Source organism: Streptococcus sp. 1004_SSPC, from assembly GCF_001069025.1.
In the GTDB taxonomy this organism is placed as follows: domain Bacteria; phylum Bacillota; class Bacilli; order Lactobacillales; family Streptococcaceae; genus Streptococcus; species Streptococcus vestibularis.
Map to the genome: position 1 here is coordinate 58,141 of NZ_JWGQ01000126.1, position 19,911 is coordinate 78,051.

The 19,911-nt window shown below is 40.8% G+C and carries 19 protein-coding genes; all 19 read right to left on the minus strand.

The features are described from left to right. Positions 1-52 precede the first annotated feature (52 nt). Positions 53-2,239, minus strand: coding sequence for a PTS transporter subunit IIBC (locus ADF62_RS09205; protein WP_048788650.1), 2,187 nt, complete (start codon positions 2,237-2,239; stop codon positions 53-55). A 154-nt stretch (positions 2,240-2,393) separates the two neighbouring features. Further along, positions 2,394-3,332, minus strand: coding sequence for an AEC family transporter (locus ADF62_RS09210; protein ID WP_003098108.1), 939 nt, complete (start codon positions 3,330-3,332; stop codon positions 2,394-2,396). A gap of 162 nt (positions 3,333-3,494) precedes the next feature. Next, the gene (locus tag ADF62_RS09215; RefSeq protein WP_003095010.1) at positions 3,495-4,307 is read right to left on the minus strand and encodes a metal ABC transporter permease; all 813 of its coding nucleotides are present in this window, start codon (positions 4,305-4,307) and stop codon (positions 3,495-3,497) included. Further along, positions 4,300-5,007, minus strand: coding sequence for a metal ABC transporter ATP-binding protein (locus tag ADF62_RS09220; protein WP_003095024.1), 708 nt, complete (start codon positions 5,005-5,007; stop codon positions 4,300-4,302). The genes ADF62_RS09215 and ADF62_RS09220 overlap by 8 nt, the downstream gene beginning before the upstream one ends. A gap of 1 nt (position 5,008) precedes the next feature. Next, positions 5,009-5,452 carry a zinc-dependent MarR family transcriptional regulator gene (locus ADF62_RS09225; protein WP_003095002.1) on the minus strand — a complete coding sequence of 148 codons (444 nt, stop codon included), beginning with the start codon at positions 5,450-5,452 and terminating at the stop codon, positions 5,009-5,011. A gap of 105 nt (positions 5,453-5,557) precedes the next feature. After that, positions 5,558-6,412 (minus strand): peptidase, encoded by an 855-nt coding sequence (locus ADF62_RS09230; RefSeq protein ID WP_239665029.1) that lies wholly within the window; start codon positions 6,410-6,412, stop codon positions 5,558-5,560. A gap of 17 nt (positions 6,413-6,429) precedes the next feature. Next, complete coding sequence (locus ADF62_RS11625; protein WP_239665030.1) at positions 6,430-6,825, minus strand: hypothetical protein; 396 nt, start codon at positions 6,823-6,825, stop codon at positions 6,430-6,432. Between the two features lie 228 nt (positions 6,826-7,053). Then, a complete protein-coding gene (gene dusB / locus ADF62_RS09235) occupies positions 7,054-8,031 on the minus strand; it encodes a tRNA dihydrouridine synthase DusB (protein ID WP_048788651.1) in 978 nt (325 codons plus the stop codon). After that, on the minus strand, positions 8,024-8,890 hold the full coding sequence (hslO, locus tag ADF62_RS09240; RefSeq protein WP_048788652.1) for an Hsp33 family molecular chaperone HslO: 867 nt from the start codon (positions 8,888-8,890) through the stop codon (positions 8,024-8,026). The genes dusB and hslO overlap by 8 nt, the downstream gene beginning before the upstream one ends. Positions 8,891-9,007: 117 nt before the next feature. Continuing rightward, positions 9,008-9,172 carry a hypothetical protein gene (locus ADF62_RS11630; RefSeq protein WP_239665031.1) on the minus strand — a complete coding sequence of 55 codons (165 nt, stop codon included), beginning with the start codon at positions 9,170-9,172 and terminating at the stop codon, positions 9,008-9,010. Positions 9,173-9,400: 228 nt separating this feature from the next. Beyond that, the gene (locus ADF62_RS09245) at positions 9,401-10,339 is read right to left on the minus strand and encodes an ABC transporter ATP-binding protein (protein WP_048788653.1); all 939 of its coding nucleotides are present in this window, start codon (positions 10,337-10,339) and stop codon (positions 9,401-9,403) included. Between the two features lies 1 nt (position 10,340). Beyond that, the gene (locus tag ADF62_RS09250) at positions 10,341-11,381 is read right to left on the minus strand and encodes an ABC transporter ATP-binding protein (RefSeq protein ID WP_048788654.1); all 1,041 of its coding nucleotides are present in this window, start codon (positions 11,379-11,381) and stop codon (positions 10,341-10,343) included. A gap of 13 nt (positions 11,382-11,394) precedes the next feature. Continuing rightward, entirely contained in the window at positions 11,395-12,426 is a 1,032-nt protein-coding gene (locus ADF62_RS09255; RefSeq protein ID WP_264472419.1) for an ABC transporter permease, read from the minus strand. A 10-nt stretch (positions 12,427-12,436) separates the two neighbouring features. Beyond that, on the minus strand, positions 12,437-13,351 hold the full coding sequence (locus ADF62_RS09260; protein WP_003098119.1) for an ABC transporter permease: 915 nt from the start codon (positions 13,349-13,351) through the stop codon (positions 12,437-12,439). Between the two features lie 130 nt (positions 13,352-13,481). Continuing rightward, complete coding sequence (locus ADF62_RS09265) at positions 13,482-15,128, minus strand: peptide ABC transporter substrate-binding protein (RefSeq protein WP_003098122.1); 1,647 nt, start codon at positions 15,126-15,128, stop codon at positions 13,482-13,484. 283 nt (positions 15,129-15,411) lie between these two features. After that, the gene (gene sufB, locus ADF62_RS09270) at positions 15,412-16,830 is read right to left on the minus strand and encodes a Fe-S cluster assembly protein SufB (protein ID WP_003095156.1); all 1,419 of its coding nucleotides are present in this window, start codon (positions 16,828-16,830) and stop codon (positions 15,412-15,414) included. Between the two features lie 79 nt (positions 16,831-16,909). Then, entirely contained in the window at positions 16,910-17,341 is a 432-nt protein-coding gene (gene sufU, locus ADF62_RS09275; RefSeq protein ID WP_048788656.1) for a Fe-S cluster assembly sulfur transfer protein SufU, read from the minus strand. Beyond that, on the minus strand, positions 17,328-18,560 hold the full coding sequence (locus ADF62_RS09280; protein WP_048788657.1) for a cysteine desulfurase: 1,233 nt from the start codon (positions 18,558-18,560) through the stop codon (positions 17,328-17,330). The genes sufU and ADF62_RS09280 overlap by 14 nt, the downstream gene beginning before the upstream one ends. 53 nt (positions 18,561-18,613) lie before the next feature. Then, positions 18,614-19,876 (minus strand): Fe-S cluster assembly protein SufD, encoded by a 1,263-nt coding sequence (gene sufD / locus ADF62_RS09285; RefSeq protein WP_003095092.1) that lies wholly within the window; start codon positions 19,874-19,876, stop codon positions 18,614-18,616. Positions 19,877-19,911: the final 35 nt, after the last annotated feature.

Consider the following 19,911-nt stretch of genomic DNA (forward strand, 5'->3'; position numbering starts at 1 on the left):
ATTTACAAACAAAACAGCCCAAGGGCTGTCTGCTTGTTTATCGTTTAGCAAATTAAAGTTCTACTTTTGCAACTGGAGCGTTAGCAGCCAATTTACCTGTATGTTCTACTTTAACTGATTTGATTGCATCTGCATTTGTAAAGACAACAACTGTAGATGTTTCACGACCTGCTTCACGGATAGCATCAAGGTTTGCTTCAACCAAGAGATCACCTGCAGCAACTGCTTGACCTTCAGTAACTTTAACGTCGAATGGTTTACCTTCAAGACTAACAGTGTCAAGTCCGATGTGAACCAAAACTTCAAGGCCATTGTCAGTTACCAAACCAAGAGCGTGTTTAGTTGGGAAGATGCTTGTCACTTTACCAGCTACTGGTGAAACGATTTTACCATTTTCTGGTTTTACAGCGAAACCGTCACCCATCATTTTTTGTGAGAATACTGGGTCTTTTACATCTTCAATATTGATAACTTGACCATCTGCAACTGAGTGAACATCTTCAGTTACACCTTTGAATTGAGCTTCTGCTTTTTGAACAGCAGTCATTTGACTTGGAAGTGTTTCAGGAATAACTTCACCTGAATCAAGTACGTCTTGGATATCAGATTTCAATACGTCTGCTTTAGGACCATAGATAGCTTGAACCCCTTGTCCTTTCATGACAAGACCCATAGCTCCTTCAGCTTTCCATTGTTCTTCAGTTCCGACTTTATCAGCTTCTTTAACAGTAACACGGAGACGAGTCATACATGCGTCAACGTCGACGATGTTAGCACGTCCACCAAGAAGGTTGATGATGTTGATAACTTGTGAGCTTGCTGAGCTTGTTCCAGCACTTGCTGAGCCAGCAGATTCTGATGAAGCATCATCTCCTTGCTCATAGTTACCGTTACGTCCTGGTGTAGCGTAGTCAAATTTCTTAATCATGAAGTTAGCAATGAAGAACATGATAACACCAAAGAGTACAGTTACCCAAATAAAGTTTACGATATCCATCGCCAAACCTGCGTTAATAGCAAGTGGTGTACGTGTCAAGAATTCGATAGAACCGAATGAGTGAACACGGAGGTGAACAATGTCAGCCATTGCAAAGGCAGCACCTTGTACAAATGCGTAAATGATGTAAAGTGGAGTAGCTACGAACATGAACATGTACTCGATAGGTTCTGTTACCCCTGTCAAGAATGTTGCAAGCGCAGTCGCAGTCATCATACCTTTGTATTGATGTTTCTTATCATCATCAACATTACGGTAGATAGCTACCACCATACCCATCAAGATACCAAATGAACCAATCATTTGACCAACTTTGAAACGAGCTGGTGTATAGGCTTCAAGAAGGTGTTTATATTGATCTGGATGCGCACCTTTAAGGTTAGCAAGGTCAGTAACCCATGCGAGCCAGAGTGGATCTTGACCCAAAACTTTAGTACCTTTTGCAGCACCAGTCAAGACTTCATAAGTACCACCCAATTGAGTGTAGTTAATTGGGATAGTCAACATGTGGTGGAGACCAAACGGCAAGAGAAGACGTTCCAATGTACCGAACAAGAACGGTGCCAAAATTGGAGCAGTTTCTTTCGAGTTGGCAATCCACATACCAAAACCGTTAATTCCAGATTGGATAACTGGCCATACAATAGCAAGAACGATAGCTGCAATAGCTGAACGAACAATAACTACGAATGGTACGAAACGTTTACCATTGAAGAATGATAAAGCTTCTGGCAATTTACGGAAGTTATAGTATTTGTTAAAGGCAGTAGCCCCGATGAAACCAGAGATGATACCTACAAATACACCCATGTTAAGGGCTGGAGCTTCCAAAACACTGATGAAGTAGTCAGACACCTTGATTGATTGACCAAGAAGTGTGTGAACTGTAGCACCCTTATCAGCAAGAATATCTGAAGTAACACCAAAGATTGAACCAGTCAAACGGTTAATCAGGATAAATGCTAGACCTGCTGCAAAGGCACCGCCTGCACGTTCCTTAGCCCAGCTACCACCAATGGCAAGGGCAAACAAGATGTGAAGGTTACCGATAACCCCCCAACCAATTTGCTCAAGAAATCCACCCGTAATAACGAGAGGTGCCACGTTTGGATTAATCATGGCAATCGTTTTACCGATAGAGATCATAAGACCTGCTGCTGGCATAACCGCGATAACAACCATGAGGGATTTACCGAATTTTTGCCAGAACTCAAAGCCAAATTTTTCTTTTAGCTTATTCATTTCATTTCCTCCTACGTTTCTATGCAAACGCTTGCATAACTTATGTAATTATTATATCATCTTTTGGGGATTTGTAAAGCGTTTTCGTAAACTTTTTTTGAATTTTTTTTACAAATTTAAAAACCCCAGAAAAACGGGGGTTACTTGATTATTTTTAAGCCATAAGAACCATGAGAATTGGGATAACGATCATGGTCGCGAGGGTAGTCTCAGTCACCATGACAGCAGCGTAATCACTATCAGCTCCGTAGAGTTTGGCAACCACAGGTGCATTGGTCATGACAGGCATAGCCGACTGGATGATAAAAACTTGTTTCATCAAAATTGGGAGAGGTACCCAGTAAACAATGGTAGCCATCAAGAGAGGAGCAACTACAAAGCGTCCCAACAAAATCAACACCTGGTCCTTTTTAAGAACTAACTGCTTCACACCTGCATTGGATACCGACAAACCGATGAAAATCATAGATAAAGGAGTCGTCAAACTACCTAAATACTGCAAGTCACTGGCTAAAAAAGTTGGTAATTTAATATGAAGGATAACAATAATAAGACCTAACATGAAACCCATTAGAGGGGGAGAGAAGATCTTTTTCAGACTTGTTTTTAAATCAAATTCTGCCTCTCCTTCCCCATCTCGCTGAATAAGGTAAGTTCCCAAGGTCCAGAAAAAGGTCGTATTGCACATATAATAGATAAGAACATAGGGAATACTAGCATCCCCAAAGAGGGCTTGATTGATAGGGAGCCCCACAAAAATGGTATTCGAATTAAAAAACATGGAAATAAAGAGACCACGACGCTCCTTTTTTACTGCAAAAATGCCAGCCACCGCTGTCGCAATCCCGAGCAAAATCACCATGGAAAGTGCAGGAAAACGCAACTCTGGCAACATCTTGAGCAGGTCTGTCGCTGTGAAACGCTGTGTGATCGTATAGAACATGTAACAAGGCAGGGCAATTTGAGTGACCAGCTTAGCTATAAGACCACGTGACTTGTCATCAAACCAGCCTTTTTCGCCCATAACAAATCCCACTAAAATCATACCCAAGATGACTAGTATTCCCGATATACTCGTTAAAAAGATTTCCATGTTTTCTCCTTTTTTGTTACTGTTACAAATGATAGTGGACACCAGAAAAATCTAATCCTTTTTCTGCCTAGAAATCTACCATTATTGGTTTAACTCAAATCTAAAAAACTACTTTAGTATATCACAAAAAGAGCTCGATTTCTCAAGCTCCTTTTCTATTATTTACTCTGCTTTTAAGAGGGGTTCAAAGATCGATACCAGACCAAAGAAGGCGATGAATATAAGGGTAATAGTTGCACTGGCTGGTGTTTCCCAATAATAGGAAATAAAGATACCAGAGAGCATACCAATCAAACCAATACCAATAGCCCAAAAAATGACAGATTTAAAGGTTTGACCTATTTTCATACCAATAGCTGCTGGAAGAATCATGATGGTGGAAACCAAAAGTGATCCTGCTGCTGGAATCATCAGGGCAATCGCTATCCCTGTCACAATATTGAAGAGGAGAGACATGAGACGAACTGGCAAGCCATCTACATGAGCAGTGTCCTCATCAAAAGTCAAAAGATACATAGGACGAATAAAGAGTAGAGTCAAGACCAGTACAATAGCCGCAATGACAAAGAGGGCACGCACCTGCTCTGGGCTAATCGTGATGATAGAACCAAAAAGATAGCTGTCCAGACTCATGCTACTGCTACCCGCCTTGTTACTAAGAATAAGAGCCACTGCCAATCCCATTGACATGAGGATAGCCGTTGAAATCTCCATATAATGCTTGTAACTAACCCTGAGATATTCCAAAACCAAAGCTGCAATAACCACAACCACTAGGGTCATCCAAGTGATTGATTGTCCCAAGAAAATCCCAACAGCCACCCCAGCTAGGGACACGTGACTCAAGGTATCACTCATCAGACTCTGACGACGAAGAATTAAGAAGAGCCCCAAAATTGGCGAAAAGATACTGATAGCAATCACGGCGAGAATAGCACGCTGCATAAAATCATAGGTTAATAATTCACTAATCATGTTTATGCTCCTCTCCATCCTTTTCATGGACATTGAAACAACGCCAAGGCAATTTCTGGTTACGAACCAGATGAATATTACGGTCTGTGTACTCTTTAACTTCCTCTGGGTCGTGGGTAATCATCAAGACAGACTTGCCATGCTTGTGAGCCGAGTGGTGCATGAGTTCGTAAAAGGTATTGGCTGTTCCTGCATCCATCCCTGTCGTTGGCTCGTCCAAGACAAAGATATCTGGATCTGAGGCAAAAATACGAGCAATGACGGCACGCTGCTTTTGACCACCTGAGAGATGTCCAATCTGCTTGTGACGATTTTCCCACATACCTACAGACTCAAGGGCACGTTGAACATGCTCCAAGTCGTGCTTAGTCAAACGACGGAACCAGCCCTGACGAGGATAACGGCCAGACTTCACAAACTCGTAGACCGTGCTCGGAAAACCTGCATTAAAGCTGGCAATTTGCTGGGGAAGATAGGCCATACGAAGCTTTTTACCATCTTTATTGGTTTCAGAGATGGTTACAGTTCCCTTCTTAGGCTTGAGAATTCCTAGGGTAGCCTTAATAAGCGTTGACTTGGCAGCTCCATTTTCCCCAGTCAGGGTCACAAACTCCCCAGAATCCAAGTGATAGTGAATATTATCCAGAACGGGCTCCGCATCATACTGGAAGCTCAGTCCTTCAACTGTAATATAACGCATCTTATTCCTCGATTCTTTCTTCTAATTTCGTCAAGAAACGCCCTATAATCTGACGTTCTTTACTATCAAACTGCTCCAATACAGTGCGATAGACACCTAAAGTCTCTTGGTGGTGTTCCTCATGCTCCTGGGCAATAGGTTGAGCCTCTTGTGTCAGGACAAAATAGGTTACCCGTCCATCACCTTTGTCCTTCTTGGCCTCCAACATACCTTCCTTGACCAAGGTCTTAACAGCCTTGGTAACAGCAGCCTGACTGACATTTAAGGTCTTTGCCAACTCCGAATTGGTCTTGCGACCCTCGGCCAAAAGCATCAGAATATGTTCCTGAGTATTAGTCAATTTAACTTGACTACGGCACTGCCCAATAAGGAGCTCATGCTGATTTTCAGACTTGAGCACGATTTGATTAATCAATTGATTAACTTGTTCTTCTAGTTCTAGCATCGCTTTCTCCATATACTTAACCAGTTAATTATATCGAAATTACAGAGGTTTTGCAAGGAAAAATAAAAAGTCCAACCACAGCTAGACTTAAAAATGATAATAGGTTTAAGATACTGCCCGTGTCTCTTTCTTCCAAAAACAGGTATAACCTATATTAAATACCGCCAAGAAAGCCAAGAGAGTCCATGACCAAGTAGCACCCAAGGACTGGTTTAAGGCCAAAATCACAGCTGCACCCAGGGGTACAGTCGCTGTGACAATGGTTGAAAAGATACTAAAGACAGCGTTCTGTCGCTCTTCAACAATGGAGAAGATGACGATGGTATCCGATTTTGGATTGGAAATGGCTGTCACATAAGAAGAAAGAAAAAGCAAGGTAAAGAGAACAATGGGATTGTGCCATATAAAGATACTGACAACCATCAACAATGCTAGACTATTCTCAAAAAGCAGGTTGGACCTAATGGACAACTTGCGGTAAAAGTCGAACGGAAAAAGTGATCCTAAAAAGAAAGCAACCAATTCGATAGACTCAAAGACTGTGATAGTCACAGCATAAGACCCCAACTGTAGCTCCTTGACCGATAAGAGATAAATCATCAACAGGGTGGTCATGGCTGACGAGAGCAGGTTCATACTAGAGTAAATCATGACCAAATTAAAAATAGAGGACTGGGATTTGAGAAAGGTGAAATTGGTTATGGTGTCCTTGACAAACTGACAAATCAGGGCTTTTAAGGATTCTGCTTGTTGTTCTTTGGACTCAGGTACTGGTTCATTGAGATAGTCAAAAAGTTTTTGCCCTCGTCGCAAGACCAGATAAGAAGCCAAGAAAACCAAAACATTAATCAAGGCAAACAAGAAATAGTTATGAGCCAGCAGAGCAATAAGCATGACGCCCACGCTCTTTCCCGCTAAGGTGACGATATTAGACATTCCCTTGCGAAAAGAGATAGCCAAGGAAAAATTCTCCTCAGCTACCACCCGACGATTGAGGAAAGGTTGAGATAGGCAGTGTAATTACCAATAATATCACTCATAAAGTTGATAGCTAGGACCAAGACGAAGACCCACCAAGTAGGCTTAAGCAAGGTTAGCACCCCAAAAAAGACATATAGACTCATCTGCAACCAGCGCACCAGTTTCATAGCCTTAAAGCTATTTGACGCTCGATCAGAGACATAACCCACAATAAAATCAAAAACATAGGGAAGTGAGGTAATCAAACTCGCCAACCCCACCGCCAATTCTGGATTGGGAAAGGTAGCTGCATATAGAACAGAAACCAAATCAAACAGTGTGGTCCCAAAGATACCTAACAAGATGGACAGGGTCAAAACCCTATAAGGCTTGTGTTGTAAAAAAAGCTGCATTTAAACCTCCTGATGGGTAAGAAACAGATTAAACATAAATTGATACTCATGAGTTACATCTCTCTCCTCATTATTAGGATAATAATCATAAATATGTAATCGATTCTTTTCTCTTAACTCGAATATTGAAGAGTTAGACAGCTGTCTCATCGCTTTATTCGTCAGATTACAAGCAATTTATTATATATGAGCCCTGTTAGAGTATATACTAACAGGGCTCTTTCTATTTTATCGCAAAGTCGCAAAGATTTCTTCAACCTGAGCAACAGACTCGGCACGTGAGACTTCGCCACGAACCTTAGCTGCTCCTGCTGTTCCACGAAGATAGTGTGGTGCCAGACCACGGAATTCACGGACAGCAATCTTTTCACCTTTAAGGTCCACCAAACGTTTGAGGTGGTCTTCAGCGATGTCCAGCTTCTTATCAAATGGAAGATCTGGCAACTCTTCTCCTGTTTCGAAGAAGTGGTTGATTTGCGTGAAGATATAAGGATTATTCATAGCTGCACGTCCCACCATAACCGCATCTACACCAAGTTCTTCAATCATGAGCTTAGCGTCTTGAACGCTACGAACATCACCATTTCCGATAAACGGAATCTTAGTGATAGCCTTAGCAACACGGGCCAAAGTCTCGTGGTCACAGTGACCTGTGTACATCTGCTCACGAGTACGGCCGTGCATAGCAAGGGCAGAAACACCTGCAGACTCAGCTGCAAGAGCATTTTCTACAGCCAAATCACTGTCTGACCAACCTGTACGCATCTTAACAGTCAAAGGAATATCAAGTACTGATGTTACTTCCTTGACGATGTGGTAAATCTTGTCTGGATCCTTGAGCCACTTGGCCCCCGCTTCATTTTTAACTACCTTATTGACTGGACAACCCATGTTGATATCAACAATATCAGCCTTGGTATTGGTCTGGATAAAGTCAGCCGCACGCTTCAAGCCCTCAGCATCACCACCGAAAAGTTGGATAGACATTGGATGCTCATTCTCATCGATATGAAGCATGTGGAGTGTTTTCTCATTATTGTAGAGGAGACCCTTTTCAGAGATCATCTCCATCACAACAAGACCAGCACCAAATTCCTTTGCAATAGTACGGAAGGCAGAGTTAGTCACACCCGCCATAGGAGCTAGTACTGTACGATGAGGAATCTCCACATTTCCAATCATGAAGGACGAATTAAGCTTAGTCATTGATGAGTTCCTCCAAGTCAGCTTCTGAAAATTCATACTTGGTTTGGCAGAATTGGCAGACGATCTCAGCCCCATGATCCTCGTCTTTCATGGCTTGAAGTTCATCCTTACCAAGTGTCAAGAGGGCATTTTCAAAACGTTCACGTGAGCAATCACACTCAAAGCTAAGCTCCTCTTCAGACAAACGTTTGAAAAGTTCATCCCCATAAATGGCATTCAAGAGAGCTTCAATATGGTCATCAGATTCCAAAAGCGTTGAAATGGCAGGCATCTCCTGGATGCGTTTTTCGTAACGAGCGATCTCTTCTTCGCTAGCTCCTGGCAAGACCTGAAGCATGAAACCACCAGCAACCTTGACCTTGTCCTCTTCGTCAAGAAGTACATTAAGACCAACAGCAGATGGCGTTTGCTCAGATTCTGTCAAATAGTAGGCAAAGTCTTCGCCGATTTCTCCAGAAATAAGTGGTGTTGATGACGTGTAAGGATTACCAGTTCCATAATCGATGATTGAGACAAACTGTCCTTGCCCCATGAAAGGACCCACCAAAACTTCACCAGTCGCTGTTTTCTTGATATCCACACCTGGATTTTGGATGTAGCCCTTAACATGTCCTTTGGTATCAGCTACAGAGATAATATGACCAAAAGAGCTGTTTCCGATAACCTTAACCGTAATTTTGCTTTCACCTTTTTGGTTAGCAGCCAAAATTTGGTTGGCAATAAGGGTACGCCCCAAAGCAACTGTAGATGATGATAGAGTATTGTGTTTTTCTTGTGCGGTTCTAACTGTTTCAGTGCTATCAAGAACGTAAGCACGGAAAGAACCTGATTCTGAAATTGTTTTAATTAATTTATCCATAGTGATTCTATTATAACACAAAAAAGAGGGTGGAAAAATCGTAAACGCTCGGCGTTTCTCTTCCACACTCTCTATCAAATTACCATGAAAATTCGGACAGTTTTTCCCTCAAACTTGCTATTTTCTATCATCAAAATGGTGTTTCTGTCTTATTACAGGTGGTAAATTCTCCAAATACTCCATATAGACACTGACAAGGAGATTATAGTCATCAGTCGTCAAACGTTTGAGTTGACTATGAATTAAGTCAGTCGCCTGATCATACTGTTCATGAATTAACAAATCATCAATGTAGTCATTTCCATCAACAGTGTACCCTTGCTCGTCTTCTACCTGACCCCAATTAATATCCAGACTCTCAAACTTAAAAACCTTACTGACGACGTTGGCTGTCCCACGAATCTGATTGAGTAGCCAGTCGTTATTATACTGTTTTGCCTATGTATCGTAAACGCTTACTAATCTAAAAATAAAAAGGAGGTGACTAGGGAATCACCACCTTTTTACAGTTTAATTAGCCTTGGCTTCTTCTTTATAATTTTTAGCCTCTGCTTCTGTAGCATAAACAAAATGCCCTGGTCGGATTTCATACATTTGTCTATTTTCCCCATCATTTTCAATAGAGGAATTGTAAATCAAATGCTGACGCTTACGCTCTCTTTCTGGATCTGGTTCTGGAATTGCAGACAATAGACTCTTTGTATAAGGATGAATTGGATTATGATAAATCTCATCTGCTGGTCCTACTTCAAGGAGTTTACCCCAATGCATCACACCAATGCGATCGGATATATATTTAACCATTGACAGATCATGGGCAATAAACAAATAAGTTAACCCCTGTTCATGTTGCAACTTCTGCATCAAATTAACCACTTGTGCTTGAATAGAAACATCCAAAGCAGAAATCGGTTCGTCTGCTACAATAAAATGAGGATTAACCGCTAAAGCACGCGCAATACCAATCCTTTGACGTTGACCACCAGAAAACTCATGAGGATATCTTGATAGGTGATCTTCATTTAACCCTACCAAATCAATGAGTTCTTTAACCTTAGCTTCACGCTCTTCCTTAGACTTAGCCAACTTATGAATATCAATGCCTTCAGCAATAATATCAAGGATTTTCATGCGTCCATTAAGACTAGCTTGAGGATCTTGAAAAATCATCTGAGCTGTCTTACGGAAATCATGAAGATCTTTTCCTTTTAAACTTGATATCTCATTACCTGAAAAGGTAATAGTACCCGAATCAATATCAGAAAGTTTTAAAACAGAACGCCCAATGGTTGTTTTACCTGATCCAGATTCGCCAACTAGGCCAAAAATTTCGCCCTCATAGATATCAAAGCTAACGTCATCAATAGCCTTAACTTCATTTGATTTTCCTTTATTAAAAGTTAGAGACACATTTTTTAGTTCTACTAACTTTTTACGTTCTTGTGTCATCTTATTTCTCCTTCATCTTTGACCATTTTTCCCATCGTTTCAATATTGGTGAAGGAGGGGTTACTTTAGGAGCTCGTTCATCTAAGAGCCATGTTGCTGCAAAATGCGTATCTGATACTTTAAACATTGGCGGTTCTTCCTGATAATCAATATCTAAAGCAAAGACATTTCGAGCAGCAAAGGCATCACCTTTAGGAGGATAAAGCAAATCTGGAGGAGTTCCTGGAATAGCTTCTAGGCTGCCAGATTCTGTTTCTGTTGTAGGCATAGAGTTAAGAAGTCCCCATGTGTATGGGTGTTGCGGATTATAGAAAACCTCATCCACAGTCCCATATTCCACAATTTTACCAGCATACATAACCGCCACACGATCAGCCATCCCAGCGACAACACCCAAGTCATGAGTAATAAAAATAATGGATGAATCACGCTCTTCTTGGATTTTTTTCATCAGATGAAGAATTTGTGCTTGAATCGTAACATCTAAAGCTGTAGTAGGCTCATCAGCAATCAAAATTTCAGGATCTGCAGCTAGAGCAATAGCAATTACTGCTCTTTGACGCATTCCTCCTGACCATTGGTGAGGGTAGTCATTTATATGTTCTTCGGCATTAGGTATCCCAACATCTTTCATTAATTGTAAAGCCATATCTAAGGCTTCTTTCTGAGATACTTTGGTATGAGTCATGATAGGCTCAGCAATTTGGCGCCCAATTTTCATAGTAGGGTCAAGACTGGTCATGGGATCTTGAAAAATCATAGCAATATCATTTCCACGAACTTTAACCCAATCTTCCTCCTTCAAGGCTTGCATATCACGCCCTTTAAAGGTAATGTCTCCAGTTACCTTAGCGTTTTTGTCTGATAGACCCATTAGCGTCCTTGTCGTTACAGATTTTCCTGAACCAGACTCACCAACAATTGCCAGTGTCTCACCTTTTTTCAAGTCAAAATTGACATCACGAATCGCTTTTACTTCTCCAGCGTAAGTATGAAAATTAACATGGAGATTTTTTACACTTAAAATCGTTTCTTTCATCATTATTACGCTCCTATTAGTTTTCTTTGTTAGATTTAGGGTCAAATGCATCACGCAAGCCGTCCCCTAAAAGAATGAAGGCAAGAGAGATAAAAACAAGAGCCAAGGCAGGAATTACCACCTGATAAGGGTAGTATTGAAGATTCTCAGAAGCATCCGTAATCAACGAACCTAAAGAAGCTGTTGGTGGCTTAACCCCCAAATTGATAGCTGATAGAACCGCCTCGTACATAATAGCACTTGGAACGGTCATCATAATTTGAACAATAATGATACCTGAAATATTTGGTAAAACATGTTTAAAAGCTATCTTGAAGTTATTTTCACCCAAAGCACGTGAGGCTAAAACAAATTCACGTTCTCGGTAGGATAGGGTCAAATTACGGACTTGACGCGCCATAGACGTCCATCCGACAATGGCAATTGAGATAATGATTGACAACACACCACTACCCAAGAGAAGCCCTAACATCGTTACTATGACCAAGTTAGGGATAGATGAGATAACCTCAATAACACGTTGCATGAAGAGGTCAATTTTCCCACCTAAGAAACCTGACACCAGACCATAGGTTACTCCAATAATCAAATCAATTAAAGTAGCAACGATGGCAATTAAGAGAGAGATACGTATACCAACAATCACACGTTTCGCTAAGCTACGTCCTAGATTGTCAGTTCCCAAAATAAATTTATCGTCTTTTGGAACTGATTGATCAGAGTACACATCATTAGGCTCCGTATTACCTGAAAAGACAATACTACCATTCCAGAATGGTAAGCTATCTGATAGTTTAGGTGGTAAATTACGATATGTCTTAACTTCACCACCATTAAAACTATTAGCATCCTTGGCATTAACAAAGAAATTTGAGCCAATCGAAAAGACCAGTAGAATGGCTAAAAACCAAAGGGATATGGTCGCCAGTTTATTTTTTTTCAGACGTCTCCAAGCATCTTGTGTAAAAGAGAGAGTCGGTTTTTCAATTTTTTCTTGTGATTCAGTATTTCCAGCACCAACAAGTTTGAATAGTTGTTTTTCTTCCATGATACTCTCCTTACTTCAGACGGACACGTGGATCCACGAAACTAGTAATGATATCTGTCAATAGGATAGCTACCATAAGCATAACGGCATAAACGATAGTGGTTCCCATAATGACAGGATAATCTTTTGTTGGAATAGAGGTAACAAACTGTTGACCAATCCCAGGAATTGAGAAAATCTGCTCTATAAGTGCTGAACCTGTTAGAATATTAGCAGCCATTGGACCGATTAAGGTAAGAACAGGAATCATTGAATTGCGATAGGCGTGTCGATTACTAATTTGACGTGTTGTCAACCCCTTAGCCCTAGCTAGTTGAATATAATCAGTATTCATGGTTTCAATCATTTCACTACGAAAAAAACGGGTGACTTGAGCAAATACTGGAATAGCAAGAGCTAAAGTAGGTAAAATCGTTTGGCTAAATGAGCCCCATCCAGATAAAGGAAGAACTCCCCACTTAAATCCAAGGTAATCCAAAAGCAGAAGACCGATAATAAATGATGGCACTGAAATACCGAGTGTTGATAGCACGCTCAAGATATTATCAATCCAGTTATTTTTATTACGTGCTGACACTGCTCCCACAAAAAGACCAGCTAAAACCCCAACAACAAGGGCTTGAATACCCAATTGCGCTGAAACTGCCAAACGTTGACTAATCATCATGCTAACAGGCTGATTCGCAGACTGATAACTTGTTCCTAAATCACCGTGCAGGACATTCCAAAGATATTGCAAATACTGTTGCCATACAGGCTTATCTAAGCCATATTGCTTATTCATAACCGCAATCATATCATTCGTTAATTTGGGATTATTGAATGGTGACCCCGGCATAACTTGCATTAAGAAGAAAGATAGAGTGACAACCACCCATAAGGTAACTAGCAAAATAGCTATCCTTTTCAATAAATATTTCGTCATAAAATTTCCTTTATGTAACAACGAAAGAAGCTGGGACTAAAGCCGCCAGCTTCTTAGTTCATTTTGTGATAAACGTACATACAGTAGCTGATGAATGTTCTACTTTACTCTGTCATTATAATGATAGCAACTATTTATCTTTATAAGCATAGGTGAAGTCAACATCAAGACCAGTTGAGTTACGTACAAGTCCTTTAATTGAAGGATTTTGTAAACCTTTTGTAAATCGGAAGTAAACCGGATTATACATTGCTTCATCATAAAGTGCTTTTTCAGCAGCTTTATAATCATTTGCAGCAGCTGTTGGATCTAATGCATCAGCCGAAATAGCTTTTTCATAGGCTGCATCGTATGTAGAGCTATTTGCCTTACCATAGTTATAAGATGAATTTGAAGTGAACAAGCCATAGAATGTTGATCCTTCTGGATAGTCACCACCCCAATTGACTAGAGCGACATCAAAGTTTTGATTTTTGGTATCTTCAATACGTTGTTTAAATGTCACAAATTTTTCTTCAACAGTCAAACCAGGAAGAGCTTTTTCCCAAGTTTCTTTAATGTAATCAACTGCAGCTTTAGCAGCAGGTGTATCTGAATCTGCTGTAATTGTCAATTTCAAGTCGCTTAAACCAGCTTCAGCAAGACCTTCTTTAAAGAGCTTAGCTGCTTCTTCCTTGTTGTAGCTATAGCCAGGTGCCACATATTTAGATAAATCAGTACCATCAGGTAATTTTTCCAATCCAGTAGGTACAAGACTAGTTGCTGGAACTGAACCCGTATCAACCGCAGCTTCGACAATACCTTTACGGTCAGTAGCAAGGTTGAGAGCTTGACGGATTTTAAGATTATCTAGACCTTTAACTTTACCAGTTTCATTATAGGTCATATAAGCTGTTGTTGCTTCTGGAACTGTAACAACATCTTTGTTCTTTTTATTTGAGTTAAAAATTGCTGACGTATTTGAAATATTTGCAAAGTCAAGTTGACCTTGTTTATACATTTGGACGGCTGTATCAGGTTTTTTAACCGTTTGAATATTGATTGTCTTTGTTTTAACATGCTTAGCATCCCAATAATTGTCATTTTTGACAAGTTTGAAGCTACCACTTGTACCATTCCAATTTTCAACTTTAAAAGGTCCAGAATAAATTTGTTTGTCAGACTTCGTTCCATATTGTTTTCCAGCCTTCTCTACAAATTCCTTATGTTGTGGGACAAAGTTTGAGAATGACAAAAGACTCTTGAATTGTGGAGAAGGATTTGACAAGGTAAAGATAACTTTATTTCCCTCAGCCTTAACACCTAATTCATCAACACTCTTCTTACCAGCAATAATATCTGCAGCATTAACAAGGTGAGAATCTGAAGTAAGGTAAGCATACTCAGAAGCTGTAGCAGGATCAACCATACGTTGCCAAGTATAGACAAAGTCCTCAGCAGTAATCTTAGTACCATCTGAATACTTCAAGCCATCTCTAAGAGTCGCTGTATAAGTTAAACCATCGGCTGACACATCAACCTTTTTAGCCAAATCAGGTTGCAACTTCCCATCTTTATCAACACGAAGTAAGTTACTTTCTGAGTTCCCAATCGCCAAGGCTGAATAGTGATCTGAATTTTTAGAAATATCAAGAGTCAATATTTCAGTAGGGGTGTACCAATTAATTTCATCTTTACTTGAGGTTGATTTTGAGCCACAAGCAGCAAGAAGTGTTGCAGAAGCCAAAGCAATTACTCCAACAGCTACAATACTCTTAAAGTTACGTTTCTTAATCATAATTATAAGAAACCTCCTCCAATCAAAAATTTACTTTCGTGTATAATTATACCTTAAAATAGCCTAAAGTAAAGACCTAATTCTGAATAATTCGACAATTCAGTTATTTTGTCTCGAAAAAGACTCGAAATATCCAAAAAATGACGCATCTATAACTCTTGTCCACTACACATAAACGTTTTACAATCAATCCAAACAAAAAAGGCTAAGAGATATATCTTAACCTTATAGTATTTTGAACCAATTTCTCAGTTTACTCTGTATTTATACACAAGCTTACTTCTTACCCAACTGATCCTTCCATTTCATAACTAATCAAGCGGTTAAGCTCAACAGCATATTCCATTGGAAGTTCTTTGGTAAATGGTTCCACAAATCCCATGACAATCATTTCAGTTGCTTCTTGTTCTGAAAGTCCACGGCTCATGAGGTAGTAGAGCTGTTCTTCAGAAATCTTAGAAACTTTAGCTTCGTGTTCAAGGGCAACTTGTGAGTTATGGATTTCGTTAAATGGGATAGTGTCTGATTTAGACAAGTCATCCATCAAGATGGTATCACATTCGATGTGAGATACCGATTTCTTAGAATCCTTGTTGAAAGTGACTTGTCCACGGTAGTCAACCTTACCACCGTTACGAGCGATTGATTTAGAAACAATAGATGATGATGTATGCGGTGCATTGTGAATCATCTTAGCCCCTGTATCTTGGTGTTGACCTGCATTGGCGAAGGCAATTGAAAGCATGGTACCACGCGCACCTTCTCCATCAAGGTAAACAGATGGGTACTTCATAGTGACTTCGGCCCCAAGGTTACCATCAATCCACTCAACAGTCGCATTTTTCTTAGCGGTAGCACGTTTAGTTACCAAGTTGTAGACGCTATCTGACCAGTTTTGGATAGTTGAGTAGCGCATGTAGGCACCATCAAGTGCAAAGATTTCAACAATGGCTGCATGAAGGCTAGCCGTTGTGTATGTTGGCGCTGTACATCCTTCAACATAGTGAACGCTGGCACCTTCATCAACGATGATAAGGGTACGTTCAAACTGGGCAGTCGCTTCGTTATTGATACGGAAGTAGGTTTGAAGCGGAATATCCACCTTGACGCCTTTAGGTACATAAATAAAGGTACCACCTGACCAGAAGGCAGAATTAAGGGCCGCAAATTTATTGTCTGTTGGCGGAACCAGTTTTGAGAAGTACTTCTTGAAGAGCTCTGGATGCTCTTTAAGAGCTGAGTCCGTATCTGTAAAGATAATACCCAACTTGTCATACTCTTCTTTCATGTTGTGGTAAACCACTTCTGATTCATACTGAGCTGAGGCTCCAGCAAGATAGGCACGCTCTGCTTCTGGGATACCAATACGTTCAAAAGTTTCCTTGATTTTCTCAGGAACGTCTTCCCAGTCACGAGCAGGTTTGTCTGATGCTTTTTGGAAATATGTCAAGTCATCAAAGTTGAGGGCAGAAAGATCTGGTCCCCACTCTTGCATGGCCATTTTGTTAAAGGTTTCCAATGATTTCAAGCGGAATTCAAGCATCCACTCAGGCTCCCCTTTTTCAGCAGACATGGCACGGACCACGTCTTCACTGATTCCTTTTCCTGTTGAAAAGACTGGTGTCACATCATCATGGAAACCGTATTTATATTCCCCAAGATCAATGGGTTTTGGTTCTACTTTTTCATTTGTTTCAGTCATAGTATTTTCCTTTATTAAAGGTTTGATTCATTTTCTTTATTTAAGACTTGAGCAAAGAGGATAATTACTCCATTGCCTCCTAGAGCTCACTTCTCTCTATAGCCTTTTTAAGGGCATTCCAAGAGAGCGTTGCACATTTGATACGTTGTGGAAATTTAGAGACCCCCGCCAAAAGCTTGGCTTCGCCTAGCTTATCTTCATCTTTATGTTCCCCTTGAATCATAAGAGAGAAAATCTCCGCTAGTTCCAAAGCCTCGTCCTTGGTTTTTCCAATAACTGCATCCGTCATCATACTTGATGAAGCTGTAGAAATGGTACAACCATCACCAGCAAAGGCAATGTTTTCAATCACGTCACCATCAAATTTGACTGACAGATTGATAACATCTCCACAAGTCGGATTATTCAGTTGAAGTTGCTCCACATCAGGCAGAACACCATGATGGTGAGGGCTCTTAGAGTGATCGGCCACAACAGCCATATATAAACTATCTAGTCTAGAGAGTGCCATTGAAAAACTCCTTCGTCGCAAGGATTGCCTCTACAAGCTTGTCACAATCCTCTTTAGTATTGTAAATATAGAAGCTTGCTCGGGCAGCTGATGAGATTCCTAAATGATTAATTAAAGGCTGAGCACAGTGGTGACCCGCACGCACTGCCACTCCTTCATAGTCGAGAGCAGTCGCCACATCATGAGGATGAAGCCCGTCAATATTAAAGGCAATAACACCTGCATGCTGGCTAGGATCTTCTGGACCGTAGACTGTCAATCCCTCAATCTCTTGAAGTTTAGGCAATACATAGTCTACCAACTCTTGCTCATAAGCATGAACATTTCCCATGCCTAAACCAGAGAGGTAGTCTACAGCAGCACCAAGAGCAATAGCCCCCGCAATGTTAGGTGTACCAGCCTCAAATTTCCAAGGTAGTTCCTTCCAAGTGGCTTCTTGTTCATAAACAAAATCAATCATCTCACCACCGAATTCAATAGGATTCATCTGGTTGAGAATCTCTTCTTTGCCATAGAGGACCCCAATCCCTGTTGGACCTAACATCTTATGTCCAGAAAGGGTGAAGAAATCACAATCCAAATCCTGAACATCAGTAGTCATGTGGGGCGTCGATTGGGCACCATCCACCACCATATAGGCACCAACTTGGTGGGCAAGCTTGGCAATTTCTTTGACAGGATTGATGCAGCCTAAAACGTTAGAAACCTGAGCTAGGCTGACAAATTTTGTCTTTTCAGTAATCTTGTTGGCCAAATCTTCCATATCCAATTGGCCATCTTTCAAGTAGGCATATACAAGTTTAGCCCTCGCCTTCTTACAAGCTTCCTGCCAAGGTATGATATTAGAGTGGTGTTCCATAATTGAAATAACCACCTCATCTCCTGGCTCAAGAACCTGCTCTGCAAAACGACCAACCCAGTTAAGACCAGTTGTCGTTCCACGTGTAAAGAGGACCTCTTTGGTTGATTTCGCATTGATAAACTGACGAAACTTTTCACGACTAGCTTCGTAAGCAGCTGTTGCACGCTCAGCCAAAGTATGCACACCACGGTGAACATTGGCATTGTCCTCATGATAGTAGGTCATGAGAGCGTCCAAAACTACTTGAGGCTTCTGGGTCGTTGCTGCATTATCCAAGTATACCAAAGGTTCATCATTAACTACCTGATCTAAAATGGCAAAATCTTGTCGAATCTTATAGGCATCTAAAGCTGACATCTTATCTCCCTATCTAGATATATCATAGGTTAGACTATCTGCGTCGATAGTTCCTAACGTTTGTTTAGTTTTGTATCAGTTACAGAAATCATCTCATCACGCACTTCCTTAACTGGGATTTCAGTGATAACTGCTCCCAAGAAACCGCGAATAACCAAGCGTTCTGCAGTGTCTTGATCAAGTCCACGACTCATAAGGTAGTACATATCCTCTGGATCCACCTGACCGATTGAAGCAGCGTGTCCTGCTGTAACTTCATTTTCATCAATCAAAAGGATTGGGTTCGCATCTGAACGGGCTTTATCAGAAAGCATAAGCACACGGCTTTCTTGTTGTGCATCAGCACCCTTAGCACCTTTGACAATGTGACCAATACCATTGAAGGTCAAAGTACCGCGTTCCAAAATAACACCATGTTGTAGGATATGTCCCACAGAGTTGTTACCATAGTTAGTCACACGAGTATCAATCCCTTGCACCTGACGACCTGATGAAAGACCAATAACTTTAAGGTTGGCATGACTTCCATTGCCAATCAAGTCGCTATCAAAGTCAGCAATAACATTGCCCTCGTTCATGATGCCGAGAGCCCAGTCAATGCTTGCATCACGACCAATACGGCCACGACGACTAATATAAGTTGTGACATTTTCACCCAAACGGTCAATAGCCGCAAACTTAACTTGTGCACCATCTTGAGCAATAACTTCCACAGAAATGTTGGCACTAGCTTTTTCAGTAGCTTCACCTAGCGTTTCAAAACGCTCAAGGTAAGTCAATTTACTGTTTTTACCAGCTACAATCAAAACGTGCTTGTTAAAGGGCACATTTGAAGTTCCATCTTGGTAAAAATAGCTTTCAACTGGCAAGTCAATTTCAACATTATCTGGTACATAAAGAACCGCTGCACTATTGAAATAGGCATAGTTATAAGCTGCTAATTTGTCCTCATCGTAGGCTACAGCCTTACCAAAGAAGGCTTCAACGACTTCTGGGATTTCCTCAAGAGCAGTCGTCAGGTCTGTGAAGACCACACCTTGGCTAATCAAGTCAGCTGGCAATTGTTCAAGAACAGTATTTGTTCCTACTTGAACCAACTTAGGATTGTTTCCAAGCGCTGTAAAGTCAGGCACATTTGCTGATGGTTCATTTTCAGCAATCGTTCCATCGCCTAGGTTCCAACGGTGGAATTTAACACGCTCAATTTTCGGAAGAGCCAAGCTGTCAAGCTTATCAAAAGCTGCTTGACGAAGGTCTTGCAACCAGAGTGGCTCTGCTTTTGCTTGTGAAAAAGCGATAATAGATTCTTTTGACATAGGTTACTCCTTTTCTAGTTATTTCGAGTAACAGA

Coding starts and splice junctions, on each gene's coding strand:
- ADF62_RS09205 (WP_048788650.1), bottom strand. CDS start 2,239: ATGAATAAGCTAAAAGAAAAATTTGGCTTTGAGTTCTGGCAAAAATTC.
- ADF62_RS09210 (WP_003098108.1), bottom strand. CDS start 3,332: ATGGAAATCTTTTTAACGAGTATATCGGGAATACTAGTCATCTTGGGT.
- ADF62_RS09215 (WP_003095010.1), bottom strand. CDS start 4,307: ATGATTAGTGAATTATTAACCTATGATTTTATGCAGCGTGCTATTCTC.
- ADF62_RS09220 (WP_003095024.1), bottom strand. CDS start 5,007: ATGCGTTATATTACAGTTGAAGGACTGAGCTTCCAGTATGATGCGGAG.
- ADF62_RS09225 (WP_003095002.1), bottom strand. CDS start 5,452: ATGCTAGAACTAGAAGAACAAGTTAATCAATTGATTAATCAAATCGTG.
- ADF62_RS11625 (WP_239665030.1), bottom strand. CDS start 6,825: ATGCAGCTTTTTTTACAACACAAGCCTTATAGGGTTTTGACCCTGTCC.
- dusB (WP_048788651.1), bottom strand. CDS start 8,031: ATGACTAAGCTTAATTCGTCCTTCATGATTGGAAATGTGGAGATTCCT.
- hslO (WP_048788652.1), bottom strand. CDS start 8,890: ATGGATAAATTAATTAAAACAATTTCAGAATCAGGTTCTTTCCGTGCT.
- ADF62_RS09245 (WP_048788653.1), bottom strand. CDS start 10,339: ATGACACAAGAACGTAAAAAGTTAGTAGAACTAAAAAATGTGTCTCTA.
- ADF62_RS09250 (WP_048788654.1), bottom strand. CDS start 11,381: ATGATGAAAGAAACGATTTTAAGTGTAAAAAATCTCCATGTTAATTTT.
- ADF62_RS09255 (WP_264472419.1), bottom strand. CDS start 12,426: ATGGAAGAAAAACAACTATTCAAACTTGTTGGTGCTGGAAATACTGAA.
- ADF62_RS09260 (WP_003098119.1), bottom strand. CDS start 13,351: ATGACGAAATATTTATTGAAAAGGATAGCTATTTTGCTAGTTACCTTA.
- ADF62_RS09265 (WP_003098122.1), bottom strand. CDS start 15,128: ATGATTAAGAAACGTAACTTTAAGAGTATTGTAGCTGTTGGAGTAATT.
- sufB (WP_003095156.1), bottom strand. CDS start 16,830: ATGACTGAAACAAATGAAAAAGTAGAACCAAAACCCATTGATCTTGGG.
- sufU (WP_048788656.1), bottom strand. CDS start 17,341: ATGGCACTCTCTAGACTAGATAGTTTATATATGGCTGTTGTGGCCGAT.
- ADF62_RS09280 (WP_048788657.1), bottom strand. CDS start 18,560: ATGTCAGCTTTAGATGCCTATAAGATTCGACAAGATTTTGCCATTTTA.
- sufD (WP_003095092.1), bottom strand. CDS start 19,876: ATGTCAAAAGAATCTATTATCGCTTTTTCACAAGCAAAAGCAGAGCCA.